This window comes from Nonomuraea sp. AD125B (assembly GCF_041402765.1).
Taxonomy (GTDB): Bacteria; Actinomycetota; Actinomycetes; order Streptosporangiales; family Streptosporangiaceae; genus Nonomuraea; species Nonomuraea bangladeshensis.
This window is the reverse complement of the sequence record NZ_JBGLOU010000001.1, coordinates 428,360-451,835: the sequence shown is the minus strand read 5'-3', so window position 1 is coordinate 451,835 and position 23,476 is coordinate 428,360. Positions and strand designations below refer to the sequence as shown.

Genomic DNA, 23,476 nt, shown 5'->3' with positions numbered 1-23,476 from the left:
TGCTGATCAGGCAGCTCACGTTAATAAGGCGGCACTTACCGGGTCAATGTCCTACGCGACGGTCCGGGCGGCGAGCTTGGCGACGACGTCCACGATGCGGACGGCACGCTCGATCTCCGCGCGGTGGAACACCGGGCCTCCGGCGGCGCGCGCCACGACCAGGTGCATGCGGTGCTCCAGCACCGGCAGCAGCATCAGTCGCAGCTCGCGGGCGTCCACGGCGACGGCCCGGGGCGGCGGCGCGGGCAGCTCGAAGGTGTCGGGGGCGGCCAGCGAGGCGTGCCGTACCGCGCCGTCCGCCACCGCCAGCGACCACTCCGCCCCGCACAGCCCCGGCAGCGCGTCCACGAGGGTGGCGAGGCCGCGGCCCGGCTCGGCCACGACGTGCGAGAGCAGGTCGTAGTCGAGCGCCGATCCCGGCACCTCCTTGGTGGTCCACACCCCTTCGACGCGCACGCCGGGCACCACCGACAGCCGCTCGCCGGCCTCGGCCGGGGTCACCGGCCCCGGCCAGGAGACGGTGAAGTCGTCCACGGCCCGCCCGGCCTCCCTTTCGAGCACGGTGACCTGCAGGATGTCGGCTCCGAGTGTGCCCAGTGCCTTGGCCACCCGGCCGAGCCCGCCCGGCCGGTCCGGCAGGGACACCCTCAGTCGCAGCAGCATGCCGCCCCCCTTTCCCGAGCTCTCACAGTGCCGTGGAAAGGTTTCCAGCATGTTCCACGGAAATGTCGTACATGCTGCGGTTCTATCCCTAGATGCGGGTTTAAGTCCGGATTATCAACCACGGTCTGCCCATGGTGAGCTGGAGTTTTCGCAGATCGCGTCCCAAGAAGGCCAAGAAGGCCAGGTCAGGCGAACACGTCCTGCTGGTAGCGGCCGTCCGCCTCCAGCCCGGCCAGCCAGACGGCGCCGTCCTCGCCGGTGCGCTCCCGGTGCAGGTCCAGGAGGGCCTGCCGGACGGCGGGGGCCATCCGGAGGCCGTCGCCGCAGACGTACACGTGCGCGCCCCGCTCCAGCAGCTCCCACACCTCCTCGCCGTGCGCGGCCAGCGCGTCCTGGACGTACCGGTACGGATGCCCGGCGACCGCCGAGTACGCGGTGTGCACGCTCACCTCCGGCCGCCCGGCCCAGGCCGCGAGCTCGTCGCGGTACAGCAGGTCGTGCTCGGGGTGCCGGCACCCGGCGAACACCAGGGCCCGCCCGGGGGCGTCCGACAGCGCCCGCTCCTCCAGGAAGCCGCGCAGCGGCGCGAACCCGGTGCCGGGACCCACGAGGATCACCGGCGTGGCCGGGTCGGCGGGCAGCCGGAACGCGGGCGCGGGCACCCGTACGTAGCCGTAGAAGACCTCGCCCTCCCCCAGCCCGGCCAGGTACGCCGAGCAGGTGCCGTGGTAGGTGCCGCTCCCTGACCAGGCGGGACCCTCGACGAGCCCGACCGTGAGCCGCACCAGCGACGGGTCGGCCAGCGGCGAGGAGGAGATCGAGTAGTAGCGCGGCCTGATCGGCCCGGCCAGCTCCAGGAACACCGGCAGCGGCAGCTCGATCGCGGGGAAGCGGTCGAGCAGCGCCAGCGGGGACAGCCGCTTGGCGAGGACCTCCTCGGCGTAGTTCGCGGTCAGCTCGGCGAGCTGGCGGCGGGTGAACGGGCACGCGGTGTGGGCGGCCAGCGCCTCCAGGTCGGCGCGGGTGGCGACCTCCTGCAGCTCGGCGAACTCGCCGAGCAGCAGCCCGGCGGTCACCGGCGTGTCCACGGGCAGGTGCGTGGCGCCGGAGGCGCTCAGCCGCAGGACCTGCTCGCGGGGGACGCGCAGGCAGCGCAGCGCCCATTCGACCAGCTCGGGATCGTTCTTGGCGAAGACGGCCACGTGGTCGCCCGCCGTGTACGTGACGCCCTCGGGCAGCCGGGCCACGATGGAGCGCACGCCGGGGCGGGGCGCCTCGGCGGAGAAGTCCCAGAGCCCTGTGGGGTCGCCGGTCAGCTCCTCGTTGGAGACGACGGTCAGCGGGACGGCCCGCTCGGAGACGACGGCGGGCCGGACCTCGGCCTCGCTCAGCACCTCCATCGTGTAGCGGGGGCCGGTGGCGCCGGAGCCGGCGCCGAGGAGTACTGCGCCGGAGCCGGCGCCGTACTCCTCGGCGAGGGCCGCCCACAGCCGGGCGGTCCAGGCCGACACGTCGCCGTCGAAGTCGCCGTCGGTGTCGGCCTCGCCCCGCTCGACCAGCGGCACCGCGCCGGCGGCGATCAGCTTCTCACTGGCCCGGCGCGGGAACGCCTGGTAGGTCGGCCACTGGGTGTTGCCGCAGCCGAGCACCGCGAGGCGCACCCCGGACAGGTCGGGCAGCGTGCCGAGGGCGTCGAAGCGCTGGGCGTTGTCGGGGGCCTTGCCGTTGTAGGAGGAGGCGATCACGATGAGCAGGCCCTCGCGCGGCGGGTCGAGCTCGTCGAGCGTGGTCAGCGTGGTGGCGAACCCGGCCCGCCCGGCCCGCTCGGCCAGCCGCTCGGCGAGGTCGGCGCTGGTGCCGAGGTTGGAGCCGTAGGCGACGGTGAGCGGCACCCCGGCGACCGCGACGTCCCGCTCCCTCCCGGTCGCGGCGTCGGCGGCGGCGTCGGGGAGCGCCACGACGGTCCGCTCGTGGGCGCGCCGCTCGCGCACCCGCAGCGTGAACCCGTCCGGCTTGAGGGTGAGGGTCTGCTTGATCTTCATCCGGTACGCGTCCGGGTCGGACAGCGCGAAGCGCCGCAGGATCATCGCCAGCGCCAGCCGGGCCTCGGTGAGCGCGAACTGGCGGCCGATGCAGGCCCGCTCGCCGTTGCCGAACGGCTTGTACGCGGCCGGATGGTGGTTCTTACGCTGCTCGGGCAGCCAGCGGTCGATGTCGAACTCGTCCGGCCGCTCCCACGCCCCGGGGTGGCGGTGCAGGACCGGCAGCAGCACGCCCACGCCCTGGTCCTTGGGGATCGGGTAGCCGCCGATCTCGGTGTCCTCGATCGCGCTCACGCCGAAGGCGGGGATCGGCGACCAGAGCCGCAGCGTCTCCTCCAGGATGCGGGGGATGACGTCGAGCTTCATGATCGTCTCGTAGGAGGGCGGCTCGTCGCCGGGCAGCAGCCGGTCCACCTCCTCGTACGCGCGGGCCAGCGTGTGGGGCTCGCGCAGCAGGTTGTACAGCGCGAAGGAGAGCAGGCCGCTGGTGGTCTCGTGGCCGGCGATGAGGAAGGTGAGCACCTGGTTGCGGATGTTCTCGTCGGACAGCCGGGCGCCGGTCCGCGGGTCGGCGGCCTCCAGCATGAGCCCGAGCAGGTCGCCGGTCGCGCCGCCGCCCTCGGCCCTGCGGGCCTTGATGACGTCGTCGACGAGGGCGCGCATGGTCGCGATGTCGCGCCGGTAGGCCTCCTCGTGCCGGCGCTTGAGCCGGGTGACGAACGGGAGCTGCTGGTTGCGCAGCATGGCCTCGGTGAGCGCGCCGCCCATGGCCTTGAGGAACGGGTGCAGCTCCGGCGAGTTGAAGGAGTCGAAGCGGTGGCCGAACCCGGTGAGCGAGATCGTGTCGAGCGTGAGCCTGGTCATGTCGTCGGCGACGGGCAGGTCCTGGCCCTGCCGGGCCGCCCACGAGGCGACGAGCTGCTCGGCGACCTCCAGGAACTGCGGATAGTACGCCTTCATCGAGCGCTGGCTGAAGGCCGGCAGCAGGATGCGGTGCGCCTGCCCCCAGACCGGCTCGTGCCGCTCGGCGGTGAACAGGCCGTCGCCGCCGAAGTCGCGCACGATCGACAGGGGCGGCCGGATGCGCTTTTCGAACCGGCTCTCGTCGCACACCTCGGCGACCAGGTCGGGGTCGAAGACCATCACGATCGTCCGGCCGGCCACCTCCAGGCGGAAGACGCCCTCGTCCCGGTAGCGGGCCGCCACCTCGACGAAGTGCTCCGTCGGCGCGTGCGCGGGGATCTGCAGCGTGTTGCCGAGGAGGGGCAGCCCTTGCGGGGCGGGGATCGTCCGTGCCATCACGTGCTCCAGAAATCTAGCCATACACCGTATGGATGACGCTACCATACGGTGTATGGCTGTGAGCGCGCGCAGAGGAACCCCGCTGAGCATCGACGAGATCAGCGCCGCGGCGCTGCGACTGGTGGACGCGGGCGGCGTCGAGGCGTTGTCCATGCGCAAGCTGGCCGCCGAGCTCGCCGTCAACCCGATGTCGCTCTACCACCACGTGGAGAGCAAGGAGGCGCTGCTGGAGCTCGTCTGCGCCACGACGGCGGGGCGGATGAGCCTGCCGCCCGACGACGGCCGGCCGTGGCAGGAGCAGCTCCGCGCCCTGGCGTTCGCCTACCACCGGCACGCGCGGGAGCACCCCGCGCTGTGGATCTACGTGCACGGCCATCCGCGGATCGTCGCCGACCGGCGGCTGTCACTGTGGCAGGTGCTGGAGCGCATCCTGCGGCTGGCGGGGGTGCCCGAGGACGGGCTGCGGCGCACGAGCGACGTGCTGTACGCGTTCGTGTCGGGGATCATCCTGTCGGAGCTGCAGGGTCACCTGCCGGACGACCCCGAGGAGACCGGGCGCAGCCTGAACACCGCGGTCGAGCTCATCGTCAGAGGTCTGGAGGGCGGCGCGGCGGGCTGATCAGCCGGCCGCCTCCCACACGGAGTCGAAGGCGGCCCCGGGGATCTCGGTGAGATCCCAGATCTCCAGCGGCTGGTCGGTGAGGAAGCCCTGCTCGTCCTGCAGGTGCTCCCACCAGTAGCGGCGGGCGGCGCGGTCGGGGCCGACCTCGACCTGCCGGATCGCCCACTGCTCGCCGTCGCCGCCCTCGACGCTCTCGAACAGCCACACCCGGCCGGCCTCGTCGGCGGTGTGCCAGTAGCGGCGCGGGCCCTCGGCCGCGGCGAGCTGCCGGACCAGCGGCCGGCGGAGATCTGGAGCTACCACGCGCCCATGCTAGCGGCCGCTCTGGTAGGCGCCCGCGTCCGGCGAGCCGCCCAGCTCGCGGCCCAGGACGTCCTTCTGGCGGCCCGCGACGCCGCCGAACCAGGCGGCGGTGAGCGGCAGGGCGCGGCCGATGGCCGGGGAGCCGGGCCGCAGCCGCAGGTCGGTGCGGGAGACGAACTTGGGGTCGGCGACGACGGACTTCGGCCCGAGCTTGAACTTGGTGCGCCCGCGGTAGACGCTGCCGTCCTCGTCGGCGCCCTTGCCGTCCTCCCAGCCGGCCTCGCCGCCGACGATGATGACGTTGTTGCGGAGCTTGAGAATCCCGGGCGCGCAGCCGTCGTGGCAGGACCATCCGATGGTGTCCTTGCCGGGCAGGTAGACCGAGTTGTGCACCGCGATGGTGCCCTTGACCGGGCCGACGACGTGGCGGGGGCCGCGGGTGACGAGGAAGGAGGCCCGGCCGCGGGAGGAGGTCACGACGTTGAAGGCGAAGACGTTGCCGGTGGCGGTCCTGCCCTTGCGCGCGCCCAGCTCGGTGAAGGTCTCGTTGTCGCGGGAGATGTTGTGGGTGACGAGGTTGCGGTCGCCGTTGTAGATCTCGACGGCGGCGCCGTCGGTGCCGTAGTCGGCGCTCTTGGCGTAGCTGCCGCTGATGGTGTTGCCGGTGATGACGTTGTCGTCGCCGTTGAGCAGCACGCCGAAGGCGCCGGAGTCGTTGTCGCCGCCCGCGTCGTTGACGCTCATGCGGTTGTTGCCGCTGATCACGCTGTCGCGGACGGTGTTGCGCGAGCCGGTGATCTGCACGCCCGCGACGTTGCGGTCGGCCCGCACGCCGGAGAGCTGGTTGTCATGGCCGGCGAGGCGGAAGCCGGCCCAGCGGCACCGGGTGGCGCGCAGGTTGCTGACCCGCCAGTGGTCGCCGCTGATGATCACGCAGTCGTCGTCGGAGCCGGTGATCTTGGCGTCGGGGCCCTTGCCGTAGGTCTTGACGACGATCGGCCGGGCCGCGGTGCCCTTGGCGGTCAGCAGGAGCGGGCCCTGGAAGGAGCTGCCGCGCTTGACGGCGACGGTGTCGCCGGGCTTGAGGTCGGCGACGTTGACCGCGTGGAGCGTTCTCCACGCGGTGCGGGCGCTGGTGCCCTCGGCCGAGTCGTCACCCGTTTTGGAGTCGACGTAATAGGTGGTGCCCGCTTGGGCCGAGGCCGCCGTCGCGGGAAGGGCAGGCAGGATCGAGGCCATGACGGCTACGGACAGCAACCTCATCGGAGCGCACCACTATCTAATTGAAACGACAAGTAACACACGCCACCGTAGCGTGTTCAGTGCGTGACACGCCATACGCTGAGTGACGGCGCGTCGCCGGGGATCTCGTCGCCGTCGGCCGCGTCGTGCACGCCCTGCATCCGGACGCCCGTCGGCAGCGGCTCGCCGGGGGCCCGGCGCGCGGCCACCACCAACGTCTCCTCCTCCGTCTCGCGGGCGAAGACCAGGCAGTCGGCGTCGGCGTGCAGCCAGCGCAGCCCGCCGTGACGCAGCGCGGGCTCGGCGCGGCGCAGGCCGAGCAGCGCCCGGTATCCCGCGAGGGTGGCGAGGTCCTGGTCGGCGGGCCGGTTCCAGGGCATCGGGGTGCGCGAGTGCTCACCGTTGACGCCGGTCAGGCCGAACTCGCTGCCGGCGAAGACCATGGGCGTGCCGGGCAGCGTGGCCTGCAGGCCGAGGGCGAGCAGGTGGCGCTCGCGCGAGCCGGTGACGGTGCGGATGCGCGGCGAGTCGTGGGAGTCGAGGAGCTGCCAGGAGTGCACGAGCGAGCGCCACGACATGTGGGCGGCGAAGGTCGTGAAGGTGGCGAGCGTGGCGTGCCCGTCACGCTCCGGCACGCCGCCCGGCACGCCCAGGAAGTGGTCGAGGTCCAGGCCGGGGTCGCGCAGCCAGGCCCAGACCGGGCGGGTGAAGCCGCCGTAGTTCATGGTGCCGTGCCAGCCGCCGCGGTCGAGGTCGCCGCTCGCGTCGTGGTTGTGCTCGGCGATGAAGGCCGCGTCCGGGCCGAGCGCGGCCCGCAGGTACGCGGCGGCCTCGTGCGCGAGGTCGTCGGCGCCGCGCCGCCCCGTCATGTTGGCGACGTCCACGCGCCAGCCGTCGAGCGGGCCGAGCCAGCGGGTCAGGACCTCGCGCATCCCCTCGCGTACGCGCGGGCTGTTCCAGTTGAGCTTGGGCAGCGACTTGACGCCCCACCAGGACTCGTAGTCGCCGGTGTCGGGGTCGAAGTAGAACATCTCGCGCTCGGGCGCGGCGACGTCGGAGACGGCGGCGGTGAACCACTCGTGGGTGTCGCCGCAGTGGTTGGTGGTGACGTCGCCGAGCAGGCGCATGCCGCGGGCGTGCAGCGCGTCCGCCAGGCGGTGCAGCGCCGCGTCGCCGCCGAGCAGCGGGTCGACCCGGTCGAAGGTGGCGGCGTCGTAGCGGTGGTTGGAACGGGCCGGGAAGATCGGCGTCAGGTAGACGGTGTCGGCGCCGAGGCTCTCGACGTGGTCGAGCCGCCGTACGACGCCGTCGAGGTCGCCGCCGTAGAACTGCTCGGCGGTGCCGGGGCCCGACGGGATGACGGGGTCGGCGTCCCAGTCGCGCGGCAGCGCCCAGTCGGGCAGGTCACGGTCGGGCAGGTCGCGCATCGGGCGGGAGCGCTCGAAGCGGTCGGGGAAGATCTGGTAGACGATCGAGTCCCGCATCCAGCGCGGCGGCGGCTCGTGGCAGACCAGCCGGAAGTCCGTGGCGTCGGTGACGTCGTGCCCCACGAGGCCGGCGGCGGTCAGCCACCTCTGGCCCCGCCCGGTGGCCAGCAGGAACCGGTAGGGCGTGACCGGGTTGACGGCGGTGATCTCGGCCCGCCACCAGACGTCCCCGCGGCCGAGGCCGGGGACCCGCCTGGCGGCGGGCGCGGCCTCGGCGTAGCGGGGCTCGCCGTCCTGGACGGCCCGTACGTGCACGCCGGTGACGCCCGCGGCCCGCGGCGCGCGCAGCCAGAGCGTCACCCGCGCGCCGAGCTCGGGCTCCTGGTCGGGGACGTACAGGGCGGAGCCGTCGTGGTGCGGCTCCTCGACGTAGCGCAATGCACCTATCCCTTGACTGCGCCGGCGGTCAGGCCGGAGACGATGTACTTCTGCAACCAGAGGAACACACCGACGGTCGGAACGGCGGTCAGCAGCGTGCCCGCGGCGAACATGCCGAAGTTCGCGTTGCGGTGGTCGCCGGCGATCATGCCGTACATGCCGACCGAGAGGGTCTTGCTGCCGGGGTCGCGCAGGAACACGTTGGCCATGAGGAACTCGCTCATCGTGCCGATGAAGGCCAGCAGCGCGGTGACCGCGAGGATCGGGGTGACCAGCGGCATGATGATCCGCCAGAAGATCTGCGCGTGCGTGGCGCCGTCCACGGTGGCGGCCTCGTCGAGCTCCTTCGGCACGGTGTCGAGGAACCCCTTCATCAGCCAGGTGTTCACGCCGAGCGCGCCGCCGAGGTAGAGCAGCAGCAGGCCCCACGCGGTGTTGAAGCCGAACGCCGGGTAGAGCTCGGTGACCTCGGTGAAGATCATGAAGATCGTCACGATGGCCAGGAACTGCGGGAACATCTGGATGAGCAGCAACGCCAGCAGCCCGGCCCGGCGGCCCGCGAAGCGCATGCGGCTGAAGGCGTAGGCGGCGAACATCGACAGCAGCAGGCTCGCGAACGACGAGGCCAGCGCGATGAACACCGAGTTGAAGAACCAGCGCCCGAACGGATAGGTGTCCGAGGTGAGCAGGTTCACGAAGTTCGTCACGCCGGCGCCGGACGGCAGCAGGTCGGTCGAGGCCAGCGTGCCCAGCGGGTTGATCGCCGCCGACACCACGAACAGGATGGGGAACAGCGCGAACGCGCAGACGACGAGCACGAACACGTGCCTGAGGGCGAGCTTCACGCGTAGACCTCCTCCTGCTTGCGGGTGCGCCGGAAGGCCACCGCCGAGACGAGCGCCACGATCGCGAAGATGAACACCGAGATGGCCGCGGCGAACCCGAACTGCGCCCCGGCCGCGCCGAAGGCCAGCCTGAAGGTGTAGGTGATGAGCAGGTCGGTGGCGCCGACCTGCGGGCTCGCGGCCGGGAAGGGCCCGCCCTCGGTGGTGAGCGCGATGGCGTTGAAGTTGTTGAAGTTGAACGCGAACGACGAGATCAGCAGCGGCGTCAGCGCGACCAGCAGCAGCGGCAGCGTCACCCGCCGGAAGGCCCGCCACGGGGTCGCCCCGTCGATGGCCGCCGCCTCGGTCAGCTCGCGCGGGATGGCCTGCAGCGCGCCGGTCGTGACGAGGAACATGTACGGGAAGCCGAGCCACAGGTTGACCAGGATCACCGCGAGCCGGGCGGTCACGGGCTCGCCGAGCCAGTCCACGTGCACGCCGAGAAGCTGGTTGACCAGGCCGAAGTCGCGGTTGAACATGTCCCGCCAGACCAGCAGCATGGCGAAGGCCGGCATCGCGTACGGCAGGATCAGCGCGATCCGGTAGAACCGGGTGCCGCGCATGCGCGGGTGGTGCAGCGCCAGCGCGACCGCCATGCCGAGGCCGAACGTGCCGAGCACCGAGGCCAGCGCGAAGACCGCGTTCCAGCCGAGCACGCCCAGGAAGTAGCCGGAGATGGTGGGGTCGGTCAGGGCGCGGGCGAAGTTGGCGAATCCGACGTTCACCTGCCAGCCCTGCGCCAGGTGCTCACCCTTGGCGTTGACGAAGTAGCCCTGGTCCTCGTCGGCCGTCCAGGGGCCGCCGGCGCCGCGTACGCAGTCGCACGCCTCGTCGTACACGAGCGCGGCCCGGCCCTCGACGGCCCGGCTGAGCCCGTTGGCCTTGATCAGGCCGCCGGAGGTGGGCACGGCGAGGGCGGAGACCTCGGCGGCGCGGGCGGCCGCCTCGGGGGCCTTGAGCACGGTCAGGCCGGGCGCGGAGACGACCTTGCCGGTGATGCCGAGCTCGGCCCCGGTCAGCGGGGTCAGCCCGTCGGCGGTGCCGAGCGAGACCTGCTTGGTCTTCGGGTCGGCCAGCAGGAACACCAGCTCCTCGCCGCGCAGGGCGGGGGTCAGGGCGTACTCGGGAGAGCCGGGGGCCTGGCGCACCGAGCCGGTCTCGATGGCGGTGACCGCCTCGGCCTTGCTGCCCCGGTGCCCGTCGCCGAAGTTGGTGAACGCGGTGGTCGCCGTGTAGACGACGGGGAACACCTGGAAGGCGATGAGGAAGACGGTGCCGGGGACGAGGTACTTCGCCGGGACGAAGCGCCGGGTCAGGTAGAGCAGGGCGATGCCCGCGGCGGCGGCGCACAGCACCACGAGCGCGGCCCACGACTCGGTGGCGACCAGCGGCGGAACGGCGTACAGCAGGATCGCGGCGGTCACGGCGAGCACCGCGATCCGGCTCACCACGAACGCCGTGGTGATCTCCCTGCGGGGCCGGGCGGGCGGCGTCCCCGCCGCCCGCCCGCTCTCGCGCACGTCGAGTGCCACGGCGTCAGTTCTTGAGCGCGCCGTCGACGGCCTTCTGCGCGGCCGCCGCGGCCTCGGCCGCGTCGCCGCCCTTGACCGCCGCGTTCTCGGCGATGCCGAACGGCTCCCAGATGGCGGCCATCTCGGGGATGGCGGGCATCGGCATGCCGTCCTTGCCGGCGTCCATGAACTTCACGGCGTCCGGGTCCTCGGCCTGGACCTGCTGGAGCGCGGCCGACAGCGCCGGGGGCCGCGGGTCGGCCTTGTAGAGCGCCATGGCGACGTCCACGTTGGTCACGTAGTTGGCGACGAACTCCTGGGCCAGGGCCTTGCTCTTGCCCTTGGAGGCGACGAAGAAGGTCTGGACGCCGACGAACGGGGTGGCGGGCTTGCCGTCCTTGAACGCGGGGACGGGGCTGATGTCGTAGGAGACGCCGGCCTTCTTGACGTCGGCGATCGCCCACGGGCCGGAGACGAGGTAGGCGCACTTGCCGCCGGCGAAGTTGACGATGTAGTTCTCGTTGGTGATCGACGTGCGCAGCGCGCCGTCGCCCTTCTCGCCGAGGTCCTTGAGCTTCTCGAACGCCTTGACCGAGTCCGGCGAGCCGAGCAGCACCGTCTTGGGGTCGGGGTCGCCGGTGGAGGTGGCGCCGAACAGCGCGCCGCCGGCCGAGGCGAAGATCGGGTAGACGTGGAAGGCGTCGCCCTTCTGGCCGACCGGCAGGCAGAGCACCTCCTTGACCTTGCCGTCCGCCTTGAGCTTCTTGCCCTGGGCGATCAGGTCCTCGATGCTGGCGGGGGCGTCGGGGGCGAGCTTGGTGTTGCGGATGAGGGCGATGTTCTCCACGGCGTAGGGGGCGCCGTAGATCTGGCCGTTGAAGGTGACGGCCTGCAGGGCCTTGGCGGAGAAGGCGCCCTTCTGCTCCTCGGTCAGCGTGATCGGGTCGATGGCGCCGTTCTGCACCAGGTTGCCGATCCAGTCGTGCGCGCCGATCATGATGTCGGGGCCGCTGCCCTGCTGGGAGGCGGTGAGGAAGGTCGTCTGGTTGTCCTTGGAGATCTCCTTGACCTCCACCTTCACGCCGTTCTCCTTGCCGAAGGCCTCGGCGAAGGGCTGCAGCGGCTGGACCCGGCTGGGGTCGGCCCAGATGACGAGCGTGCCGCCGCCCGCGGCCGCCGTGGCGGGGGCGGACGCGCCGGACGAGGCGGTGGGGGCGGCCGGCTCTGCGCCGCCGCAGCCCGTGGCGGCGAGGGCGAGGGTCGCGAGGGCGGCCACACCCAGAGCACGCTTGCGCATGAGACCTCCTGAGGTCACGCAGAAGCAGCGGCGCGCTGATGGCGCGCCGCCGCGGAGGGAAAGCCCGAACGTTTCCAGGAAGTTAGCGGCTCTTTGCAAGAATTGGAAGGTCTTGCGAAAGAGCGTTACCAAACCCGCACGTCGCTTCTGCAACTTGCGGAAAGTTACGCTTGACCCAGAAGCGACGATCAGGACATCCTTCACCAGAACATCACAGGACCACTCGGTCCCCCGGGGGAAGGAACACCATGCTGCTCGGCAACGACGACTGGTGGCGGGACGCCGTCGTGTACCAGGTCTATCCGCGAAGCTTCGCCGACGCGAACGGCGACGGCACCGGTGACCTCCAGGGCGTGCGCGGCCGCCTGGACTACCTCGCCGGCCTCGGCGTGGACGCGATCTGGCTCAGCCCGTTCTACACCTCGCCCCTCGCCGACGGCGGCTACGACGTGGCCGACTACCGCGACGTGGACCCGCGCTTCGGCACGCTCGCCGACTTCGACGCGCTCGTCGCCGAGGCCCACGGCAAGGGCATCAGGGTCATCGTGGACCTGGTGCCGAACCACTCCTCCGACCGGCACCCCTGGTTCCAGGCCGGCCTGCGCGACCGCTACATCTTCCGCGACGAGCCCAACGACTGGGAGTCGATCTTCGGCGGCCCGGCGTGGACGCAGGTCGAGGACGGCCAGTGGTACCTCCACCTGTTCGCGCCCGAGCAGCCCGACCTCAACTGGGACAACCCCGAGGTGCGCGCCGAGTTCCGCGACATCCTGCGCTTCTGGCTGGAGCGCGGCGTGGACGGCTTCCGCGTGGACGTGGCGCACGGCATGATCAAGGCCGCCGGCCTGCCGGACGTCGGGGCGAAGGACGGCCCGCAGGCCGAGATGCTCGGCGACGAGCAGGTGCCCTACTTCGACCAGGACGGCGTGCACGACATCTACCGCGAGTGGCGGCCGATCCTCGACTCCTACCCGGGCGGCCGGATGGCGGTGGCCGAGGCGTGGGTCTCCTCCCCCGAGCGCCTGGCCCGCTACATCGGCCCGGACGAGCTGCACCAGGCGTTCAACTTCGAGTTCATGATGGCCGACTTCCACGCCAAGTCGTTCCGTACGGTCATCGAGAAGTCGCTGGCCGAGGCCGAGCTGGTCGGCGCGCCCACCACCTGGGTGCTGTCCAACCACGACAAGCCGCGCCACGTCACCCGCCACGGGAGCCTGGCCCGCGCCCGCGCGGCCACCCTGCTCATGCTGGCCCTGCCCGGCTCGGCCTACCTCTACAACGGCGAGGAGCTGGGCCTGCCCGAGGTCCTCGACCTGCCGGACGAGCTGCGCCAGGACCCGGCCTTCCTGCGCCGGGGCGAGAGCCGCGACGGCTGCCGGGTGCCGATCCCGTGGACCGCCGAGCCCGGCTGCGGCTGGCGCGACCCGTGGCTGCCGATCCCGGCGGAGTGGACGGCGCTGTCGGCCGAGGCCCAGGAGGACGACCCCGGCTCGACGCTCAACCTCTACCGGGCCGCGCTGCGCCTGCGCAGGCGGCATCCGGCGCTCGGCGGCGGCACGCTGTCCTGGCTGGACTCCCCCGAGGACGTCCTGGCCGTCGAGCGGGACCCCGGCCTGGTCGTGGTGCTCAACACCGGCGAGCGTCCCGTGCCGCCGGGCGTCGCGGGCGAGGTGCTGCTGTCCAGCGGCCCGCTGGCGGCCGACGGGTCGATCCCGCCCGACACCGCCGTCTGGATCCAGCGCTCCGGCTCCGGCACCGACGATTGATAGCTGATGCTTTGGGGGATCTTTCCCCTCTCGCGGCATCTGCGAGTCGTGACGCTCGGTAATGTCGTGGGATGTCGGCGGTGTTCCGGTCGATCTGGGGCAGGTCCCTGCGGGGACGGGTGACCCTGATCGCCACGATCGTGGCGGCCCTCGTGCTCCTGCCCATGGGCGTCGCGGCCGTCGTCCTCGCCCGCACGCTGGTCGAGTCGTCCGTCTTCGCCGACACCCGCCACACCGCCCAGCGGGTGGCGTACGAGATGCGCTCCGGCAGCCTGCCCCAGGGCTCCACCATCCCGCTGTCCGACCCGTCGGTCGACCTCATCCAGGTCATCGGCGCCGACGAACGGATCATCGCCACCAGCGACGCCGCCCGCGCCCTGCCGCCGCTCACCGACCTGCGCCCCACGCGGCAGGACCCCGAGATCGACGTGTTCAACTGCCTGCCGACCGAGTGCGTGCACCTGTCGGCGATCCGGGTGAACGTCTCCCCCGACTCGCCCGTCGTCCTCGCCGGGCGCAGCACCCCGGACGTGCTGGGCACGCGCACCCTGGAGTTCGTCGTCTTCGCCGAGGTCGCGGTGCTCGTCGCGCTGGCCGGGTGGGCGACCTGGCTGATCACCGGCCGGGCCCTGCGCCCGGTGGCCGTCATGCGCGCGCAGCTCGACGCGGTGCACACCGGCGACCTCAGCAGCCGCGTCAGCGAGCCGCCGGGCGAGGACGAGGTGGCCCAGCTCGCCCGCTCGATCAACGGCACGCTGACCCGCCTGGAACGTTCCGCCGAGCAGCAGCGCCAGTTCGCCTCGGACGCCTCCCACGAGCTGCGCACCCCGATCGCCGGGCTGCGCGCCCAGCTGGAGAGCGCCCAGCTCTACCCGGACGACACCGACCTGCGGTCGCTGGTGAAAAGCGCCCTGCGCGACACCGACCGGCTGGAGGCCATCATCACCGACCTGCTCCTGCTGGCCAGGATCGGCTCCCAGGTGGACGCCGCCAAGGAGCGGGTGGACCTGGCCGTCCTGGTGCGCCAGGAGCTGGGCCGGCGCAGCGACAAACTGCCGGTCCACGCCGACCTGGCCGCCGGCGTCGAGGTGGACGGCGTGCGGCTGCAGCTCGCCCGCGTGCTGACGAACCTGCTGGACAACGCCCAGCGGCACGCCGAGACCCACGTCCAGGTGCGGGTGACCCGCAAGAACGGCCTGGCGGTGCTGTCGGTGGAGAACGACGGCCAGGAGATCCCCGAGGCCGAGCGCGAGCGCATCTTCGAGCGCTTCACCCGGCTGGACGCCTCCCGCAGCCGCGACGCCGGCGGCACCGGCCTCGGCCTCGCCATCGCCCGCGACGTGGCGCTCGCGCACGGCGGCCAGATCTGCGCGGAGGACTTCCCGGGCGGCGCCCGGTTCGTCCTGAGACTTCCGGCGGCCACGTGATTTCTACCGTTCCGATAGTGGATCATTGGTTCATGACGGAGCAGGCGCCGCAGGGCGTAGATCCCCGCATCCCCAACGCGGCCCGCATGTACGACTACTTCCTGGGCGGCAAGGACAACTTCAAGGCCGACCGCGACCTCGGCGACATGGTGCTCGGCGTCATGCCCGAGGTCCGCGACGGCACCAGGGAGAACCGCGCGTTCATCGGCCGCATGGTCCGCTACCTGTGCGAGCAGGGCATCACGCAGTTCCTCGACCTGGGCTCGGGCCTGCCGACCCAGGAGAACGTGCACGAGGTCGCCCACCGGATCGTTCCCGAGGCCCGCGTGGTCTACGTCGACAACGACCCCGTGGTGGCCACGCACGGCCGGGCGCTGCTCGCCGACCCCAACCGGGTGGCGATGGTGCTGGGCGACGTGCGCCGGCCGGAGGAGATCCTGTCCGACCCCGAGGTGCGCGGCCTGCTCGACTTCTCCCGGCCCGTGGCCGTGCTCATGATGTTCATCCTGCACTTCGTGCCGGACGAGGAGGACCCGCAGGGCTTCGTGGCCGCCTACCGGGAGGCGCTGGCGCCGGGCAGCTACCTCGCCATCTCCCACATGGGCAACGACGTGGCGACCGAGCGGGCCGCCCGCATCGCCGGGTTCTACCGTCAGTCGGGAATGCCGTTCACGCCGCGGCCGGGCAAGGAGATCGAGACCTTCTTCGGCGACTTCGAGCTGATCCCGCCGGGTCTCGCCAACGGGCTCGGACCGGCCGTGTGGCCGTTCGCCGACCCGGCGCATCCGACGATCGTGGACGAGGAGACGGCCCGCATGGGCTACGCGGGCATCGCCCGCAAGCCGCGCTGAGAAGTCCCGCCACGAGCGCCCGGCCGGCTCGCGGCCGGCGGCTGGGAGCCGGCCGGGCGCTCTAGGCCCGCGGGCCGAACCCGACGGCGGGCAGGATGGCCTGGTCGACGATCGCCTCGAGCGTCTCGTCGGTGGGCGGGGTGCCTCTGTCGAGCAGGTGCTTGGTCACCAGCGCCTCGCCGATGTCGGCCACGACCGGGGTGATCAGCTCGGCGCCGAAGTGGCCCCGGTCGGCGTAGTGCCGCAGCACCGTGAGCGTGAACGTGCCGCCACGGCCGGCGAAGACCCGCTCGTGCAGCGCCTCCGACATCAGCTCCGCGCTCTTCGGGTCGGTGAGGATGGCGGCCACCGCCCGGCCCGCCCTGCTGAACGCCCACTCCGTCATGAGGCGCAGCGCCCTGATCAGGTCGCCGCGCAGATCGTCCGCCCCCGGGGCCGGCTCCTCAACCGGATGCTGGTGGTAGAGCGCGTCCAGAAGCACCTCGACGGGGCTGGACCAGCGGCGGTACAGCGTCGTGCGCGGCGTCGCCGCCCGCCGGCCGATGCCGTCCATGGTCAGCCGCGCCACGCCGACCTCCAGCACCTCCTCCAGCACGGCGTCGTGGATGGCCTTGAGCAACTCCTCGCCACGCCGGCGCGTCCGCCCGCTGTGGTCGCCCATTCTCGCCCCCTTGTTCAGCTACACGGGTGTAGCTTACCTTCATCATCATTAGATACAGTCGTGTAGCTAATTACTGAGGGGACACCCATGTCCGTCGCTCCGCCGCTGCCCGTCCAGGGAGCCACTCCCGTCACGCGCCGGGCTCTCGCGCCCGACCTGGCCCGCGGGCTGATGCTGCTGCTGATCGCGCTGGCCCACGCGCACATGTACCTGGGGGGCCACCCCGTGGGCTTCCGCGGTTACGCCCTCGACGGGGGCACGCTGGACCGCCTCGTCGCCGGGGTCCAGATCCTGCTGGTGGACGGGCGCGCCCTGCCCATGTTCGCCGCGCTGTTCGGCTACGGCCTGGTCCAGCTCGCGCACCGGCAGCTCGCCGCCGGCCGGAGCCCGTCCCGGGTGCGCGCGGTGCTGCGCCGCCGGAGCCTGTGGCTGCTGGCCTTCGGGTTCTGCCACGCGCTGCTGCTGTTCTTCGGGGACATCCTGGGGGCGTACGGGCTGGTCGGGCTCGTCCTCGCCGGCTTCGTCCTGCGCGAGGACCGCACCGTGCTGCGCGCCGCCATCGCCGGGCTCGTCGCGCACGCCGTGGTCATGGCCGCCTTCGGCCTGCTCACGATCTCCGGGCCCAAGGGCGACACCCCGGCCGCCATGGCCGACCCGGTCGAGGCGACGATGATGCGGCTGATCGGCTGGTCCGGGATGACGCCCACGTACTTCGCCGTGGGTGTGGTGCCGGCGTTCCTGTTCGGCGTCTGGGCCGCGAGGCGCCGCCTGCTGGAGGACCCGCTGGCGCACCGGGACCTGCTCGTCCGGGTCGCGGTCCCCGGCACCGGGCTGGCGGTCGCGGGAGGGGCGCCGTTGACGCTGATCGACACGCGGGTGTGGGCGGCGTCCGACCTGGTGGCGGTGGCGGCGTACGTGCTGCACAGCCTGAGCGGCATCGCGGGCGGGCTCGCGTACGCGGCCGTCATCGGCCTGGTCGCGTCCCGCGTGCGGCCCGGCGTGGTCGTCAGGGCGCTGGCCGCGTGCGGCCAGTGGTCGCTGACCTGTTACCTGCTGCAGTCGGTGATCTTCGTGGCGGTGTTCGCGCCGTACTTCGGCGGGCTCGGCACCCGCGCCAGCGACGCCGCCGCGTCCGGCGTCGCCGTGCTGACCTGGCTCGCCACGGTGGTCCTCGCCGCCGTGCTGTCCGCGGGCGGCCGGAGGGGTCCGGCGGAGGCGCTGCTCCGGCGTCTCACCTACGGCCGCCGCTGACGCGTGGTCAGGCGCGGGCCATCTCCCGCTCCCCGGCGTCGGGCTCGGGGCGCTCCCCGGGGGACTCGTCCTCGTCGATCAGGGTGGACTCGTCGAACGGGGCCCGTCCGGCCAGCACCTCGCCGGCGCGCTCCCGGTCGAAGTCGCCGGTCCAGGTGCCGACGAGGACCGTCGCCACGGCGTTGCCCGCGAAGTTGGTGAGCGCCCGCGCCTCGGACATGAAGCGGTCGATGCCCACGATGAGGCCGACGCCGTCCACCAGCTCGGGCCGGTGCGCCTGCAGGCCGCCGGCCAGGGTGGCGAGCCCCGCGCCCGTCACGCCCGCCGCGCCCTTGGAGGCGATCATCATGAACAGCAGCAGCGCCACCTGCTCGCCGAGCTCCAGCGGCGAGCCGGTCGCGGTGGCGATGAACAGCGTGGCCATGGTGAGGTAGATGGCGGTGCCGTCGAGGTTGAAGGAGTAGCCGGTCGGGACCGTGATGCCCGCGACGGTCCGGCTCACGCCGAGGTGCTCCATCTTGGCGATGAGCCGCGGCAGCGCGGTCTCCGAGGAGGACGTCGAGAGGATCAGCAGGAACTCGCGGCCGAGATAGCGCAGCAGCGACCACAGGTTGACCCGCGCGACCAGCCACAGCAGCGGGCCGAGCACCAGGCCGACGAAGAGCACGCAGGTGGTGTAGAAGGCGATCATGATGATCGCGAGGCTCTTGAGCGCCTCGATGCCGGTGGCGCCCACGACGGCCGCGATCGCGCCGAACGCGCCCACGGGCGCGGCCCACATGACCATGGCGAGGATGCGGAAGACGAGCCGCTGCAGGTGCTCGATGCCGCGCAGGATCGGCTTGCCCTTCTCCCGCATCGCCTGGAGCGCGAAGCCGGTCAGCAGCGCCACCAGCAGCGCCTGCAGCACCGACCCCGAGGTCAGGGACGACAGCAGCGTGTCGGGGATGATGCCGAGCAGGAAGTCGACGGTGCCGCTCTCGCCGCCCTTGGCCGCCTCCGCCTCGGCCGCCTGCCGGGCGGTGTCGGTGAGCCGCAGCCCCTCGCCCGGGTGGATGACGTTGCCCACGAGCAGGCCGATGAGCAGGGCCACCGTGGACATCACGATGAAGTAGCCGAGGGCGAGGCCGCCGACCTTGCCGACCTTGGCGGCCTGGCTCACCGAGCCGACGCCGAGCACGATGGTGCAGAAGATGATCGGCCCGATCAGCATCTTGATGAGGGCGACGAACCCGGTGCCGAGGGGTTTGAGCGCCTGACCGGCCTCCGGCCAGACGAACCCGACCAGGATCCCGAGCAGGACCGCCGCGATGACGGCCAGGTACAGATAGCGTGTGCGATCGCGCATGGGGGGTTGTCTCCAGCCACTGCGGACGGACGTTCCAGTGGTGCGACTATGCGCGGCGTACGTGACCCAGGTCACCATTAAGTAAGTTACGTTCACGACTAATGCCGGAAAAAGGTGTCTTCACCATGCGTCGCTGGAGCCTGGCGGGCCAGATGCTGGTCCTGCAACTGCTCGTAGTCGCGGTCACCGCGACGGGCTGCGCCGTGCTCGCCCTGGTGCAGGCCCACCGGCTGCTCACCGACGACGCCGGCCACCGGGCCACGGCCGTGGCGGTCAGCGTGGCCGCCGCCCCCGAGGTCGCCGACGCCCTGAGCGACCCCGACCCGAGCGCGCGGCTGCAGCCGTTCGCCGAGCGGGTGCGGCTCAGCACGGGGGTCGACTTCATCACCATCATGCGGCCGGACGGCACCCGGCTCAGCCATCCCCACCGCTCCGAGATCGGCCGGCGCTTCCTCGGCAACACCGGCCCGGCGCTGCGCGGCGAGACGTTCACCGAGACCTACACCGGCACGCTCGGCCCCTCCGAGCGGGCCGTCACCCCCGTCCTGTCGGACGGCCGGGTGGTGGCCCTGGTCAGCGCGGGGATCAAGGTGGACAGGATCAGCGCCATGCTGCGCGGCCAGCTCGGCTGGGGCGGCTTCATCGTGGCGCTCGCGCTCGGGCTGGGCGCGGCCGGCACGTGGCTGGTGACCGCCCGGCTGCGCCGCCAGACGCACGGGCTCGGCCCGGTGGAGCTGGGCCGCATCCACGAGCACCACGACGCGGTCCTGCACGCCGTGCGCGAGGGCCTGCTGCTGGTCGGCGGCGACGGCCGGCTGACGCTGTGCAACGACGCCGCCCGGCTGCTGCTCGGCCTGCCCGCCGGCGCCGAGGGCCGGCACGTGGACGAGCTGGGCCTCACCGAGCTGACGGCCGCCGGCGAGGAGCGGGTCCACCTGGTCGGCGAGCGGGTCCTCGCGGTCAACAGCGCCGCGAGCCGGCTCGGCCGGGTGGTGACCGTACGCGACACGACCGAGCTGCAGGCGCTGACCGGCCAGCTCGACGCCGAGCGCGGCTTCGCCGAGTCGCTGCGCTCGGCCGCGCACGAGGCCGCGAACCGGCTGCACACCGTGATCACGCTGGTCGAGCTGGGCCGTACCGAGGAGGCCGTCGCGCTCGGCACCGCCGAGCTGCGCGCGGCGCAGGAGCTGACCGACCGGGTGATGGGCGCGGTCCGCGAGCCGGTGCTCGCGGCGCTGCTGCTCGGCAAGAGCGCCGAGGCCGCCGAGCGCGGCGTCGAGCTGGTGATCACGAACGAGGGCGGCGAGGACGAGCCGCTGGACGACTGGGGCCTGGACCCGCGTGCGCTGGTCACCATCGCGGGCAACCTCATCGACAACGCCATCGACGCCGGCACCCGCGTCGAGGTGCGGCTCGGCTCCGACGGCGGCCGGGCCGTCATCCAGGTCTCCGACGACGGCCCGGGGCTCACCGGCCCGGCCGCCTTCGCCAGGGGCTGGACCACCAAGGGCGACGGCCGCGGCCTCGGCCTGGCGCTGGTCGGGCAGGCGGTGCGGCGGCTCGGCGGGGAGATCGAGGTGCGCGGGTCCGCGTTCACCGTCCGGCTGCCGATCCCGGAGCGCGTCCGATGACCGGCGCCGCCGTCTCCGTCCTCGTCGTCGAGGACGAGGAGATCACCGCCGAGGCCAACCGCGTCTACGTCGAGCGGGTGCCCGGCTTCACGGTGGCCGGGGTGGCCCGCTCCGGCGGCGAGGCGCTGCGTTTCCTGCGCCGCCGCCCGGTGGACCTCGTCCTGCTCGACCTGTACCTGCCGGACCTGCACGGGCTGGAGGTGGTGCGGGCCATCAGGGCGGGCGGCCTGATGTGCGACGTCATCGCCGTCACCTCGGCCCGCGACCTGGCGATGGTGCGCTCGGCGGTGTCGCTCGGCGTCTCGCAGTACCTGCTCAAGCCGTTCACGTACGCCACGCTGCAGGAGAAGCTCACCCGCTACGCCCGGTTCAAGGACGAGGCCGGGGTCGCGGCCGGCCAGGGCGACGTGGACCGCGTGCTCGGCGCCCTGCGCGGCAGCTCCGACCTGCCCAAGGGGCTGTCCAGGGACACCCTGGACGCGGTCGCGGCCGAGCTGCGGGCGCGGCCGGGCGGCATGGCCGCGCAGGCGGTGGCCGACGCCATCGGGGTGTCCCGCGTGACCGCCCGCCGCTACCTGGAACACCTGGTCGAGCTGGGTACGGCGGTCCGCATGCCGCAGTACGGCGGAGTGGGCCGGCCAGAGTTGCTCTACCGGATCCCCATGGAGCGTTAATGACGGTGACGCCGGGCGTTCAACCCGGACCTCTAGCTTCTCAATGCCATCAGAAGCTTTGAGGAGAATCCGTTGCGAGTCTTGGCCGTAGTTCCCGCCCGCGGAGGTTCGGCGGGCGTACCCCTGAAGAACCTCGCCCTGGTCGGGGGCGTGCCGCTGGTGACCCGGGCCGTCCGGGCCTGCCTGGCCGCCGAGCTCGTGGACCAGGTCGTGGTCAGCACCGACCACGACGGCATCGCCGCGACCGCCCGCGAGGCGGGCGCACTGATCGTGGAGCGGCCCGCCGAGCTCAGCGGCGCGACCGCCTCCAGCGAGTCGGCGGTGCTGCACGCGCTCGACGCGCTCGGCGCCGACCCCGAGGTCGTCGTGCTCGTCCAGTGCACGAGCGCGTTCATCGACCCGGAGGACCTGTCGGCCGCCGTGCGGAAGGTCCTCGACGGCGAGGCCGACTCCGTGGTGTCCGGCCTGCCGACGCACGAGTTCCTCTGGACCGCCGCGGGCGCGGGCGTCAACCACGACCCCGCCGTCCGGCCGCGCCGGCAGGACCGCGAGCCCCAGTTCCGCGAGAACGGCGCGTTCTACGTCATGCGCACCGCCGGTTTCCGCGAGCACGGCCACCGCTTCTTCGGCCGCACCGCGGTCCAGCCGGTCCCGCCGCAGCACGCGATCGAGGTGGACGAGCCGGGCGACCTGGAGCTGGTCCGGGCGCTGGCGCCGTTCATCGACCGGCCGGAGCCCATCGACGTGGACGCCGTCATCACCGACTTCGACGGCGTGCACACCGACGACCGCGCCTACGTCGACTCCGAGGGTCGCGAGATGGTGCTGGTCAGCCGCTCCGACGGGATGGGCGTGTCGCTGCTGCGCCGCTCCGGCGTCAAGGTGCTGATCATGTCCACCGAGCACAATCCGGTGGTCGCCGCCCGCGCCCGCAAGCTCGGCGTGCCCGTGCTGCAGGGCCTGGCCGACAAGCGCACGGTGCTGCGCGACTGGCTGCACATCGAGGGCCTCGACCCGGCCCGGGTGGCCTACGTCGGCAACGACGTCAACGACCTGGGCCCGATGGCCGAGGTCGGCTGGCCGGTCGCCACCCCCGACGCCCACCCGCGGGTGCGCGCCGCGGCCCGCGTCGTGCTCACCCGCAATGGCGGCTCGGGCGCGGTGCGCGAGCTGTGCGACCGCGTGGTGGCCGCCCGCCCCGAGCCGCAGGCCCAGCCGGCCGCCGCGGGCCGGGCCCGCCCCCGCTTCGGCCCGGTCGCGATCGGCGACACGCTGGTGGGCGACGGCGAGCCCGTCTACGTCATCGGCGAGATCGGCATCAACCACAACGGCGACCTCGACATCGCCCGCCGGCTCATCGACGTGGCCGCCGACGCGGGCTGCCAGGCGGTCAAGTTCCAGAAGCGCACCCCCGCGATCTGCGTGCCGGAGGAGCAGAAGGGGCAGATCCGGCAGACGCCGTGGGGCGAGATGACGTACCTGGAGTACAAGGAGCGCACCGAGTTCGGCCGCGACGAGTACGCCGAGATCGCCAAGCACTGCGCCGAGCGCGGCCTGCACTGGTTCGCCTCGCCGTGGGACGTGCCCTCCGTCGAGTTCCTGGAGGAGATGGACGTCCTGGTGCACAAGGTGGCCTCGGCGGGCGTGGCCGACCACCAGCTCCTGCGCGCCCTCGCCGCCACCGGCAAGCCGGTCATCCTGTCCACCGGCATGTCCACGCTGTCGGAGATCGACGCGGCGGTGGAGATCCTCGGCACCGACCGGCTGATCATGATGCACGCGACCTCGACGTACCCGCTGCCTCCGGAGGAGGCGAACCTGCGCACGATCACCACGCTGAAGGAGCGCTACGGCGTGCCGGTCGGCTACTCCGGCCACGAGCGCGGGCTGCAGATCTCGCTGGCGGCCGTGACGCTCGGCGCGGTGTGCGTGGAGCGGCACATCACGCTCGACCGCACCATGTGGGGCTCCGACCATGCGGCCTCGCTGGAGCCCGCCGGCCTGGAGCACCTGGTGCGCGACATCCGGATCATCGAGCAGGCCATGGGCGACGGCGTCAAGCGCGTCTTCCCCGGCGAGGAGGCCCCCAAGGCCCGCCTGCGCCGGGTCACCGCCTGACCCCCTGCCCCTCGTTCC

Annotated in this window: 18 protein-coding genes; 8 read left to right on the top strand and 10 right to left on the bottom strand. The window is 72.5% G+C overall.

What is annotated here, in order from left to right; translation table 11 throughout:
* Window positions 1–51 precede the first annotated feature (51 nt).
* Window positions 52–663, bottom strand: coding sequence for an amino acid-binding protein (locus tag ACBR40_RS02020; RefSeq protein ID WP_344215123.1), 612 nt, complete (start codon window positions 661–663; stop codon window positions 52–54).
* 185 nt (window positions 664–848) lie between these two features.
* Complete coding sequence (locus tag ACBR40_RS02015; RefSeq protein ID WP_371247141.1) at window positions 849–4,004, bottom strand: bifunctional cytochrome P450/NADPH--P450 reductase; 3,156 nt, start codon at window positions 4,002–4,004, stop codon at window positions 849–851.
* A 55-nt stretch (window positions 4,005–4,059) separates the two neighbouring features.
* On the opposite strand from ACBR40_RS02015, the gene ACBR40_RS02010 reads away from it, so the two are divergent.
* Entirely contained in the window at window positions 4,060–4,626 is a 567-nt protein-coding gene (locus ACBR40_RS02010) for a TetR/AcrR family transcriptional regulator (protein ID WP_344215127.1), read from the top strand.
* Here ACBR40_RS02010 and ACBR40_RS02005 read toward each other — a convergent pair whose 3' ends face one another.
* Genes ACBR40_RS02005 through ACBR40_RS01980 form a run of 6 tightly spaced genes read right to left on the bottom strand, consistent with a single transcriptional unit; the run spans window position 4,627 to window position 11,731 of the window.
* The gene (locus ACBR40_RS02005; protein WP_371247140.1) at window positions 4,627–4,932 is read right to left on the bottom strand and encodes a hypothetical protein; all 306 of its coding nucleotides are present in this window, start codon (window positions 4,930–4,932) and stop codon (window positions 4,627–4,629) included.
* 9 nt (window positions 4,933–4,941) lie between these two features.
* Window positions 4,942–6,195, bottom strand: coding sequence for a NosD domain-containing protein (locus ACBR40_RS02000; RefSeq protein WP_344215131.1), 1,254 nt, complete (start codon window positions 6,193–6,195; stop codon window positions 4,942–4,944).
* A gap of 56 nt (window positions 6,196–6,251) precedes the next feature.
* Window positions 6,252–8,039 carry a glycoside hydrolase family 13 protein gene (locus ACBR40_RS01995; protein WP_371247139.1) on the bottom strand — a complete coding sequence of 596 codons (1,788 nt, stop codon included), beginning with the start codon at window positions 8,037–8,039 and terminating at the stop codon, window positions 6,252–6,254.
* Window positions 8,040–8,044: 5 nt separating this feature from the next.
* Window positions 8,045–8,884: an ABC transporter permease subunit gene (locus ACBR40_RS01990; protein WP_344215136.1), complete on the bottom strand. Its 840-nt coding sequence runs from the start codon at window positions 8,882–8,884 to the stop codon at window positions 8,045–8,047.
* Window positions 8,881–10,455 (bottom strand): ABC transporter permease subunit, encoded by a 1,575-nt coding sequence (locus ACBR40_RS01985; protein ID WP_344215138.1) that lies wholly within the window; start codon window positions 10,453–10,455, stop codon window positions 8,881–8,883. Before ACBR40_RS01985 ends, ACBR40_RS01990 begins: the two co-directional genes overlap by 4 nt.
* 4 nt (window positions 10,456–10,459) lie before the next feature.
* Entirely contained in the window at window positions 10,460–11,731 is a 1,272-nt protein-coding gene (locus ACBR40_RS01980; RefSeq protein WP_364452358.1) for a maltose ABC transporter substrate-binding protein, read from the bottom strand.
* A gap of 248 nt (window positions 11,732–11,979) precedes the next feature.
* Here ACBR40_RS01980 and ACBR40_RS01975 point away from each other — a divergent pair, with 248 nt between their 5' ends.
* From ACBR40_RS01975 to ACBR40_RS01965, 3 genes are all read left to right on the top strand, one after another.
* On the top strand, window positions 11,980–13,497 hold the full coding sequence (locus tag ACBR40_RS01975; protein ID WP_371247138.1) for a glycoside hydrolase family 13 protein: 1,518 nt from the start codon (window positions 11,980–11,982) through the stop codon (window positions 13,495–13,497).
* 71 nt (window positions 13,498–13,568) lie between these two features.
* Entirely contained in the window at window positions 13,569–14,924 is a 1,356-nt protein-coding gene (locus ACBR40_RS01970) for a sensor histidine kinase (RefSeq protein WP_371247137.1), read from the top strand.
* 32 nt (window positions 14,925–14,956) lie between these two features.
* A complete protein-coding gene (locus ACBR40_RS01965) occupies window positions 14,957–15,775 on the top strand; it encodes an SAM-dependent methyltransferase (protein ID WP_371247136.1) in 819 nt (272 codons plus the stop codon).
* 61 nt (window positions 15,776–15,836) lie between these two features.
* Here ACBR40_RS01965 and ACBR40_RS01960 read toward each other — a convergent pair whose 3' ends face one another.
* Entirely contained in the window at window positions 15,837–16,436 is a 600-nt protein-coding gene (locus ACBR40_RS01960; RefSeq protein WP_371247135.1) for a TetR/AcrR family transcriptional regulator, read from the bottom strand.
* A gap of 87 nt (window positions 16,437–16,523) precedes the next feature.
* Here ACBR40_RS01960 and ACBR40_RS01955 point away from each other — a divergent pair, with 87 nt between their 5' ends.
* On the top strand, window positions 16,524–17,687 hold the full coding sequence (locus tag ACBR40_RS01955) for a DUF418 domain-containing protein (protein WP_371247134.1): 1,164 nt from the start codon (window positions 16,524–16,526) through the stop codon (window positions 17,685–17,687).
* 7 nt (window positions 17,688–17,694) lie between these two features.
* On the opposite strand, the gene ACBR40_RS01950 is transcribed toward ACBR40_RS01955, so the two are convergent.
* Window positions 17,695–19,035, bottom strand: coding sequence for a cation:dicarboxylate symporter family transporter (locus tag ACBR40_RS01950; RefSeq protein WP_344215152.1), 1,341 nt, complete (start codon window positions 19,033–19,035; stop codon window positions 17,695–17,697).
* A 125-nt stretch (window positions 19,036–19,160) separates the two neighbouring features.
* Between ACBR40_RS01950 and ACBR40_RS01945 the strand changes: the two genes are divergently transcribed.
* From ACBR40_RS01945 to ACBR40_RS01935, 3 genes are all read left to right on the top strand, one after another.
* Window positions 19,161–20,666 (top strand): ATP-binding protein, encoded by a 1,506-nt coding sequence (locus tag ACBR40_RS01945; protein ID WP_371247133.1) that lies wholly within the window; start codon window positions 19,161–19,163, stop codon window positions 20,664–20,666.
* The gene (locus ACBR40_RS01940) at window positions 20,663–21,340 is read left to right on the top strand and encodes a response regulator (RefSeq protein ID WP_344215156.1); all 678 of its coding nucleotides are present in this window, start codon (window positions 20,663–20,665) and stop codon (window positions 21,338–21,340) included. Before ACBR40_RS01945 ends, ACBR40_RS01940 begins: the two co-directional genes overlap by 4 nt.
* Before the next feature lie 72 nt (window positions 21,341–21,412).
* A complete protein-coding gene (locus ACBR40_RS01935; protein ID WP_371247132.1) occupies window positions 21,413–23,458 on the top strand; it encodes an N-acetylneuraminate synthase family protein in 2,046 nt (681 codons plus the stop codon).
* Window positions 23,459–23,476: the final 18 nt, after the last annotated feature.

Excerpts from the sequence above, each read along its gene's own strand:
- ACBR40_RS02020 (WP_344215123.1), bottom strand. The coding sequence starts at position 663 with ATGCTGCTGCGACTGAGGGTGTCCCTGCCGGACCGGCCGGGCGGGCTC.
- ACBR40_RS02015 (WP_371247141.1), bottom strand. The coding sequence starts at position 4,004 with ATGGCACGGACGATCCCCGCCCCGCAAGGGCTGCCCCTCCTCGGCAAC.
- ACBR40_RS02010 (WP_344215127.1), top strand. The coding sequence starts at position 4,060 with ATGGCTGTGAGCGCGCGCAGAGGAACCCCGCTGAGCATCGACGAGATC.
- ACBR40_RS02000 (WP_344215131.1), bottom strand. The coding sequence starts at position 6,195 with ATGAGGTTGCTGTCCGTAGCCGTCATGGCCTCGATCCTGCCTGCCCTT.
- ACBR40_RS01980 (WP_364452358.1), bottom strand. The coding sequence starts at position 11,731 with ATGCGCAAGCGTGCTCTGGGTGTGGCCGCCCTCGCGACCCTCGCCCTC.
- ACBR40_RS01975 (WP_371247138.1), top strand. The coding sequence starts at position 11,980 with ATGCTGCTCGGCAACGACGACTGGTGGCGGGACGCCGTCGTGTACCAG.
- ACBR40_RS01970 (WP_371247137.1), top strand. The coding sequence starts at position 13,569 with ATGTCGGCGGTGTTCCGGTCGATCTGGGGCAGGTCCCTGCGGGGACGG.
- ACBR40_RS01965 (WP_371247136.1), top strand. The coding sequence starts at position 14,957 with ATGACGGAGCAGGCGCCGCAGGGCGTAGATCCCCGCATCCCCAACGCG.
- ACBR40_RS01960 (WP_371247135.1), bottom strand. The coding sequence starts at position 16,436 with ATGGGCGACCACAGCGGGCGGACGCGCCGGCGTGGCGAGGAGTTGCTC.
- ACBR40_RS01955 (WP_371247134.1), top strand. The coding sequence starts at position 16,524 with ATGTCCGTCGCTCCGCCGCTGCCCGTCCAGGGAGCCACTCCCGTCACG.
- ACBR40_RS01950 (WP_344215152.1), bottom strand. The coding sequence starts at position 19,035 with ATGCGCGATCGCACACGCTATCTGTACCTGGCCGTCATCGCGGCGGTC.
- ACBR40_RS01945 (WP_371247133.1), top strand. The coding sequence starts at position 19,161 with ATGCGTCGCTGGAGCCTGGCGGGCCAGATGCTGGTCCTGCAACTGCTC.
- ACBR40_RS01940 (WP_344215156.1), top strand. The coding sequence starts at position 20,663 with ATGACCGGCGCCGCCGTCTCCGTCCTCGTCGTCGAGGACGAGGAGATC.